This is a genomic window from Nostoc sp. CALU 546 (assembly GCF_048836525.1).
Genome location: NZ_JAWJTF010000176.1, coordinates 1 through 8,243 on the forward strand (window position 1 = coordinate 1; position 8,243 = coordinate 8,243).

At 40.4% G+C, this 8,243-nt stretch carries 6 protein-coding genes; 1 reads left to right on the forward strand and 5 read right to left on the reverse strand.

Annotation, left to right across the window (positions count from 1 at the left end; translation table 11 throughout):
- The first annotated feature begins 297 nt into the window (after positions 1–297).
- Positions 298–1,896: a B12-binding domain-containing radical SAM protein gene (locus RRG12_RS40775; protein ID WP_069073092.1), complete on the forward strand. Its 1,599-nt coding sequence runs from the start codon at positions 298–300 to the stop codon at positions 1,894–1,896.
- Between the two features lie 139 nt (positions 1,897–2,035).
- Here RRG12_RS40775 and RRG12_RS40780 read toward each other — a convergent pair whose 3' ends face one another.
- The 5 genes from RRG12_RS40780 to RRG12_RS40800 all read right to left on the reverse strand — a co-directional run bounded on the left by RRG12_RS40780 (position 2,036) and on the right by RRG12_RS40800 (position 8,130).
- The gene (locus tag RRG12_RS40780) at positions 2,036–3,931 is read right to left on the reverse strand and encodes a CheR family methyltransferase (RefSeq protein ID WP_420758825.1); all 1,896 of its coding nucleotides are present in this window, start codon (positions 3,929–3,931) and stop codon (positions 2,036–2,038) included.
- Positions 3,932–4,105: 174 nt separating this feature from the next.
- The gene (locus RRG12_RS40785) at positions 4,106–4,732 is read right to left on the reverse strand and encodes a chemotaxis protein CheB (protein ID WP_420758824.1); all 627 of its coding nucleotides are present in this window, start codon (positions 4,730–4,732) and stop codon (positions 4,106–4,108) included.
- A 106-nt stretch (positions 4,733–4,838) separates the two neighbouring features.
- Positions 4,839–5,750 carry a polyphosphate kinase 2 family protein gene (locus RRG12_RS40790; RefSeq protein ID WP_420758823.1) on the reverse strand — a complete coding sequence of 304 codons (912 nt, stop codon included), beginning with the start codon at positions 5,748–5,750 and terminating at the stop codon, positions 4,839–4,841.
- 425 nt (positions 5,751–6,175) lie between these two features.
- Entirely contained in the window at positions 6,176–6,652 is a 477-nt protein-coding gene (locus tag RRG12_RS40795) for a hypothetical protein (RefSeq protein WP_069073333.1), read from the reverse strand.
- Positions 6,653–6,846: 194 nt separating this feature from the next.
- Positions 6,847–8,130 carry a proton extrusion protein PcxA gene (locus RRG12_RS40800; protein ID WP_420758822.1) on the reverse strand — a complete coding sequence of 428 codons (1,284 nt, stop codon included), beginning with the start codon at positions 8,128–8,130 and terminating at the stop codon, positions 6,847–6,849.
- Between the last annotated feature and the right edge of the window lie 113 nt (positions 8,131–8,243).

Consider the following 8,243-nt stretch of genomic DNA (forward strand, 5'->3'; position numbering starts at 1 on the left):
GTTTAATGATAGTGCAAGCAAATTATAAAGAAGGAGGAAGGAGGCAAGATGCAGGAGGTAGGAGATAGAAGGAAAGAGTCAGGAGGCAGGAGGCAGGAGGCAGGAGGCAGGAAGTAAGAGTATTACTATTCCTAGCTTTGGGGTTAGTAGATAAAATGAGTGAATATTGAGGTTAATATGTATAAAATTTATCATTCTTAACCGAACTAATAAAGTAGAACAACTTTAATAAAAAGTCAATAACTCTTTATTTTCGTTAGAGTGGGATAACAATCAAAGTGTGAGGATTGATACTACATGCGAATCTTATTAATGTATCCAATATTTCCCAAAACCTTTTGGTCTTATGAAAAAATCTTGGAGTTAGTCGATCGCAAGGTTTTATTACCACCTCTAGGTTTAGTAACAGTGGCAGCGATTCTGCCCCAAGAATGGGAATTTAAGCTGGTCGATCGCAACATCCGCCCAGCAACAGAAGCAGAATGGGCATGGGCAGATGTAGTAATTCTCTCCGCGATGATTGTCCAGAAACAAGATTTACTTGACCAAATTCAGGAAGCAAAAAAACGTGGCAAGCTAGTCGCAGTGGGTGGCCCATACCCAACCTCTGTACCTCATGAAGTTGAAAATGTTGGCGCAGATTTTCTGATTCTGGATGAAGGGGAAATCACGCTACCCATGTTTATTGAGGCAATCAAAAGGGGAGACACGTCTGGGACTTTCCGCGCCACAGAAAAACCTGATGTCACAAGCACACCAATACCCCGCTTTGATTTATTAGAATTGGATGCTTATGACATGATGTCGGTGCAGTTTTCGCGTGGGTGTCCCTTCCAGTGCGAATTTTGCGACATTATTGTTCTTTACGGGCGCAAACCACGCACCAAAACCCCAGCACAATTGTTAGCAGAGTTAGATTGCCTCTACAAATTGGGTTGGCGGCGGGGTGTGTTCATGGTGGATGACAACTTCATTGGCAACAAGCGAAATGTGAAATTGTTGCTAAAAGAGTTAAAAGTCTGGATGGCAGAACATAAGTACCCCTTCCGATTTGATACTGAAGCTTCAATTGACTTGGCACAAGACTCAGAAATGTTGGAGTTGATGGTTGAGTGTGGTTTCGCGGCGGTGTTTTTGGGAATCGAAACGCCGGATGAAGATAGTTTGCAAATGACCAAGAAGTTTCAAAATACTCGCAGTTCTCTAACTGAGGCAGTGCAAACCATCATCAAAGCGGGATTGCGCCCAATGGCTGGGTTCATTATCGGCTTTGATGGCGAAAAAACAGGCGCAGGCGATCGCATTGTCCGCTTTGCAGAACAAGCAGCAATTCCTTCAACAACTTTTGCCATGTTACAAGCGTTACCTAACACCGCGCTTTGGCATCGCCTGAAAAAAGAAGGACGATTACGGGAAAATCAAGATGGCAACATCAACCAAACAACATTGATGAACTTCCTGCCCACCCGTCCTCTGGAAGAACTTGCACGAGAATATATTGAGGCATTTTGTACTTTATACGACCCAGTACAGTACTTGGATCGCACCTATCGCTGTTTCTTGATGATGGGTTTGCCAAGTTGGAAAGCGCCAGCGAAAATGCCAGAGTGGATAGTTGTAAAAGCGTTGCTAATTGTGATTTGGCGACAAGGAATCAAACGAGAAACCCGCTGGAAATTCTGGCATCATTTGTTTAGCATTCTCAAGCGGAATCCTGGAGTTTTTGAGCATTACCTCGCTGCTTGTGCCCATAACGAGCATTTTCTAGAGTATCGCCAAATTGTCCGCGATCAAATTGAAAGTCAGCTAGCTGAGTATTTAGCACAAGGTGTAGAAAAGCCTTATGTGCTAGTGAATGAGAAAGCTGAGGAAAAAGCTGAAGCAGTAGTAAGTTAAGGTAATGGATAATGGTTTTGGGGAATTGGGTTTGGGGTAAGGGGAAAAAACCTTTAACCTTTACCCTTTAACCTTTACCCAAAACCCAATTCCGAGTTCAAAATGCTTTACCCAAGCAGTATTGAGTCCTATATAAGAATTAATCCTGCTGTCGCCGTTCTTCCATTTCTTGACTAGAAATCATACTGCTGACTCTCTCTACATCTGCCATCATCAAAACTGCTCCTTGCATTTCCATGCCAAGTAGCGGAGTGATTGCCAGATAGCATTTGATTTGTCTACCCCGGCGATTGGTAGCATCGAGGATCATTTCTTGAAACTGCTTTTTCCCGGATAAGGAGTCGCGGATGGGCGATCGCAACTGCTCGACAGGTAGCCCAATATCCAAGCTGAAGATAGACTTTCCGATAACTTCATCAGTCCGTAAGCCCCATAAATCTTCTACCATGTAATTCCAAATAGAGATGTTAAAGCTGTTGTCAATTACGACTATTCCCGTTTGGAGACTTCTGAGAATAGAGATGAGGAAAATGTTTGTGCGATTGAGTTCTGTGGTGCGTTCGCTCAGTTCATTATTAATTGTCTGTAATTCTTCATTAGTAGATTGGAGTTCTTCATTCATTGTCTCCAATTCTTCATTGGTAGATTGGAGTTCTTCGTTGGTAGTTTCTAATTCTTCATTGGTAGATTGGAGTTCTTCGTTAGTAGTTTCTAATTCTTCATTGGTAGATTGGAGTTCTTCGTTAGTAGTTTCTAATTCTTGTTGTGAGCGTTGTAAGGCATCTTGGAGTTGAATGTAACGCGTGACATCATGAAAGGAAATGCTGACTCCTAAAAAACTGGCGTCTGTTTCTTGCAAAGGCGTAATTCGCACATCCAGATATTGGGTTTCTGTATTAGACAAATAGCGCTCGACATTTGTCAGACTGACAGGGCGGCGTTCAGTATAAGCCCGTTCAATTAGCGATCGCAATTCAACTGGCCGATAGGAAAGTTCTAGATCCTGGAAGGGACGAGCTAAATCTTTGGGGGAAAGGGCGAACAAAACCCGCGCCTGCTCGTTCACCATTACTAGAGTGCCATTGATATCAATGATGACTTGGGCGATCGGTGCTGTGTCAAAACCCATCTCTCGCAGCCGGAGGTTTCGAGACAAACGGCTGCTAGATTCTTCATCTACTGAATTTGCCATGACTAGGAGGCGATCGCGTAGATTCACCGCTGATACCTTAGTAAATATCCGGTTTTTCAAGTCTAGTGGGGTAAATAAAGCAGAATGCATCAGCAGCATCTCTGCTTTACCCAAAAACAGATAGCCATTATCATTAAGTGCAAAATGAAACCGGGCCAAAATTCGCCCTTGAGTCTCAGAATTAAAATACATTAATGTATTACGGCTAACCAGTAAATCTAAGCGAGAAATGGGGGCATCCTGAAGCAGATCATGGCGACCAAAAATCACTGAGCGGCGCAAGTCTTGGCGAAAGACATAGCGGTTCCCGGCAATCTCAAAGTATTTTTGCCGCAGTTCATCTGGTATCGTTTGGACATCTTTTGCTGAATACACAGCTTGCCTAGCCTGGTTGAGAGCATCTTCATCTACATCTGTGGCGTAGATTTTCACTCGTTGGCGAAATTCCTCTGCTCCCAATATTTCAGCCATCAACATTGCCAAGGTATAAGCTTCTTCACCAGAAGCACAACCAGCGCTCCAGATACGGATTTGGTCAGAAGTTTTTTTATTTTTAATCAGTCTAGGCAATATTTGCTCTGCTATATATTCCCAAGCTGACGAATCTCGAAAAAAAGCAGTGACGTTTATTAGAATAGTGTTGAAAAGATAATTGAATTCATCTGGATAAACTTCTAGATAGTCTTGATATTCTTCAAAGTTTTCTATGGTTAATGACTGCATTCGCTTGCATACCCGACGGATCAAAGTCGAGCGTTTATAGCCAGTAAAATCAAATCCCCGGCTTTGTCTGAGATAAATCAGCAGATTTTCAAATTTAGGATCTCTTTCTGCGGAAGTCATAAGGTAGGAGGCAGGGGGTAGAGGGCAGGGAGAAGGGGGAGTGGAGTTTGGAGCCTCATTAATGCGTATCAAAGACTCATTAAATCGTGGTGACACAAAGATTGCATTTTACATATCTCTTCAGCCCTCTGTCCCCTGTCCCCTGCTCCCTGTCCCCTGTCCCCTACCCCCTACCTAATTACATTCTCCCATGACCAAAGTCATCAGGGTGGTGGAGATTTCATCAAGGGGGAGAATAAAATCTACCTTGCCAGTTTGAATTGCGGCGGAGGGCATCCCCGAAAATTCGGCGGTTTTTGCGTCTTGGACAATAATAGTGCCACCCATTTTTTTTATCGCTTCTACTCCCATTGCGCCATCGCTACCCGTTCCAGTTAGCACAATAGCGATCGCTCTATCTTTGTAAGTGGCTGCAACTGATTCAAATAATAGGTCAGCTGAAGGACGTAAAAAATGTACTAATTCCGACTGTGATAAGGAAAGGGTACCATCACCGTTAACCAACAGATGACGATTAGGTGGGGCAACATAAGCCGTTCCTGGAGTAAGACAATCTCCCTCTTCTGCCTGTTTGACGTTAAGAGCCGTGCGCCGATTCAGAATTTCTGCCATGAACGAGCGATGTTGGGGGTCAAGGTGTTGCACAATAGCGATCGCGGCTGGAAATTTTGCGGGTAGAGTCGATAACACTTTAACTAGAGCAGTCAGACCACCTGCGGAAGCTGCGATCGCGACAATATCAAAGGCAGCATGATTAAAGTGAGGTAGATGATTTTTGGCATTTTCTGCCATTTGAATCATGATTTTGCGGCTATAACTATCTGAGTAACTTTTTTAGTTACAAATCGGATTAATTTAGTTACAATCTTTTGTCCTTGTTCCAATAAATTGTACAGTATATCTCGAACTACTTTAAGATATTTTTGCCTTTACCTATCAAGTCTATAGGCTCATCTTCCTGCTCTAGAATCTGTTTAGCCTGTAAAAGTTGCTGCCTATGTTCCTCACTAACTGTTGGGTATTGTAGATTTAGTTCTTCTAATTTTGTACAGATAATATTGGCAACGGTCAGGCGGGTAAACCATTTGCGATCGGCAGGAATAATATACCAAGGGGCCCATTTAGTACTAGTGTAGTTAAAAACCTCTTCATAAGCATTCATATAATCATCCCAAAAAGCTCGTTCTCGGACATCATTATCTGAAAACTTCCAATGTTTTTCAGGAGATTCAATTCGTTCTAAGAAGCGTTTTTTCTGCTCTGCTTTCGATACATTCAGAAAAAACTTCAGGATGATTACACCATTATTTACCAAATATTTTTCAAAATTATTGATTTCTTCAAAACGCTGTTTCCATATTTTCTTTCCCTCAGACAAGTGGGGAAGTTGTTGTTTTTTAAGCATTTCTGGATGGACACGAACTACTAGCACTTCTTCATAGTATGAACGATTGAATATTCCAATTCGGCCTCTTTCTGGCAAAGCTTTCATTGATCGCCACAGATAGTCATGATCTAATTCTTCTGCACTCGGCCCCTTAAAACTAAACACCTGAAATCCTTGCGGGTTCACACCAGAGGTCACATGTTTAATAGTGCTATCTTTGCCAGCAGCATCCATCGCTTGAAAAATAATTAACAAAGCATGGGTGTTTTGAGCATAGAGAATATTTTGGTAATTTGCTAGTCGTTCAATATCTGCCTGTAATTTAATTGCAGCATCAGTTTTTTCATGAAAATCAGTCTTGTAAGCTGGATCATAGTTTTTTCTCAGAGAAATCTTTGAACCTGGCGGAACAATGAAAGCATCATGATTCATGTATAGAATCTCGTAACGGCTACTTAATACACAATCACATTTTGAAGTATTAATTACTGAAAGTTATAATTTATTAATTAAATAATAATTTTGATTCAAAATTCATCACTTTTAACCAATTCTGTGGGTTTAAGTCCCCATCTTCGTCATCGGCAAGTTTTGTAGCTCTTTCTAAATCTTTATTAGAGGTTATTTGAAAAGTCTAAATTAACGTGAGTTCGATGAACCTCTCCCTCCCAGCCTCCCTCTGGGAAACGGAAAGGGAGGAGCAAGAAAAATTCCGCTCCCTTTGGGAGAAGACCGCGCTATCTCACCATTTTAAATGTCTGAAACCCTTGCAAACAATTAATTACGAATTACGTTAGCGCAGCGTTAGCGACGCAGGAGCGTCATTACGAATTACGAATTCCGCCTTGCGGTACTAGTTACTTACGTCGCTTTGGCATAGGACGCATCGCTTCACGACCCAAGAGAAACATCCCCGTAACACCTAAACTGACAAACCAAACATATTGATACCAATATTGCCGAATCTGTTCAACTGTATTGAGTTGTGGATGCAACGTGTTTAAATACAGCAGCAGCACCAATATCATCAGCGCTCCAAAACCAACCAAGCTCAAGCCGATAAGAATTCGTGCAGGACGCAGTTCAAAATCACTAATAGTGTCTAGGTCAATTTCTGCCAGTTCCTTAAAATAATCATCTGCCCAAGATGAGGTTGCTTGGAATCTATTGCTAAGTTTTGATGGCAAAATCGGTGACAGTGTTGCTACAGTTGGGCGACGTAGCAAAGCCTCTGTATCTCGCAGCAATTCTAGTGGTTTACGGGTAGTAGTTGGTTGAGCAAACTCTATATTGTCTTTAGGAGTTGGAACATTAGCTTTGCTTTCAAAATCCATAGCACGCTTGGGAATAACCAGGATATATATACATAGCGTAGCGAATCAGAATGGAAATGAGTCGAAATAATTCGTAATGACGCTCCTGCGTCGCTAACGCTGCGCTAACGTAATTTGTAATTCGTAATTATTTTATGGTAAAAAACCTATTCTTTGCTCAAAGTAAGCGAATTTATGACTGGGATAATTACAAATTACTCGTCCATCTCTTTTAACGTAGCTAATGCCGACGGAGATAAACGACTGAGATAGCGGAATATCCAGTATTTAAAGATAGTGTTTAAAATCACGGGAAATGTAGCAATAAAGAAAAATATTACATTTCTACTGGTTGGCAGACCTAAATGTTCTGAGAATCCTGCAAGTAAGACTTCCCAGCCCTCTGGTGAGTGAAATCCTACAAATATATCTGTAACTAGAATAATCAAAAAAGCCTTAGCGCTATCGCTAAGACCATAGACAATGGTATCCAAAAAAGATTTAAACATCACAATTTCTTTTTTGCTCAGAGCGACAACTATACTAAAAGAAAGTAGTGATATTAAGTCAGCAAAAACATTACCAACACTACTATTAGTTTTTGCGCGGAATTCTTCAGACATTTCAACTGCTTTATTTTTAAGTTTTTCTTGTGTTGTCTCTGAAGAAAGTGGTGGAGCTTGATTAAGCAAATATTCAAATCTAAGTTCTTCTTGAAAAATATATAATTCATGGAGAGCTTTTTTTTCCATGTCAGAATTGATAAAAATTTGAGTTGTATTATCTCCTCTCATCTTTTCTAATATTGGAGTTACTAAAAATTGCTTAGATAAATATTGAGCTAAAAGTGGTACAACAATAAGAGTTATCAAAAATCTTAAGGCAATTGTTGTTCTGTTGCTAGAAACTCTATATTTCCTGACAAATTCTTCTTCTGACTGCGGCGCAAAATCTGATTTAACTCTATTAAATGCTTTGCTTATAGACCTCTGAAACACTCTATTATTTTCAGATTGAAGCGTTGCTTTAACATCACTTGTATTAGATGAATCTGGCTGTTTGTTAATTTCAATACGGTTAATTTGTGGGGGTTTAGAAGTTGATTCTAATGCGCTATTACTAATTATTTCATCTTTTATAGCGTACTTTTCGACAACTTTATCAATGTCCTTTAGCGTTTCTAATAAAACAGAGTTAGAAATATTGATAATCCCCCGACTCATCTGGAATTCTGCAAGTCTGAACTTGATAATAGTTAAATTTTTATCAAGGTATACTTGCCAATACGACATGACATTCTCAGTATACTTTACTGACTCTGAAGATATTTTTTTGTTACCAAAATGTTCGATCTCGATGTTTCTAATTCTCTGAGCTGCTTCTTGAGCTTCTAATAGTGCCCTTTCTGGTGTATCTAAAAACCAATGTTTAAGCGATCGCAAGTATCTTTTGAGTCTTCGGCGGAATAATGCTGGTGTTTTTGCGAATGAATTTTTCATTATATATATGACTTACGCATTGACAGAAAATACCAAATATGGGTTCTTTGAAAAAGCACGTCTGTCGTAGATGTAAAGCACATTGCTCATTGGTGTCAATTTAACGCGAAACC

Coding starts and splice junctions, on each gene's coding strand:
- RRG12_RS40795 (WP_069073333.1), bottom strand. CDS start 6,652: ATGGATTTTGAAAGCAAAGCTAATGTTCCAACTCCTAAAGACAATATA.
- RRG12_RS40800 (WP_420758822.1), bottom strand. CDS start 8,130: ATGAAAAATTCATTCGCAAAAACACCAGCATTATTCCGCCGAAGACTC.
- RRG12_RS40775 (WP_069073092.1), top strand. CDS start 298: ATGCGAATCTTATTAATGTATCCAATATTTCCCAAAACCTTTTGGTCT.
- RRG12_RS40780 (WP_420758825.1), bottom strand. CDS start 3,931: ATGACTTCCGCAGAAAGAGATCCTAAATTTGAAAATCTGCTGATTTAT.
- RRG12_RS40790 (WP_420758823.1), bottom strand. CDS start 5,750: ATGAATCATGATGCTTTCATTGTTCCGCCAGGTTCAAAGATTTCTCTG.
- RRG12_RS40785 (WP_420758824.1), bottom strand. CDS start 4,732: ATGATTCAAATGGCAGAAAATGCCAAAAATCATCTACCTCACTTTAAT.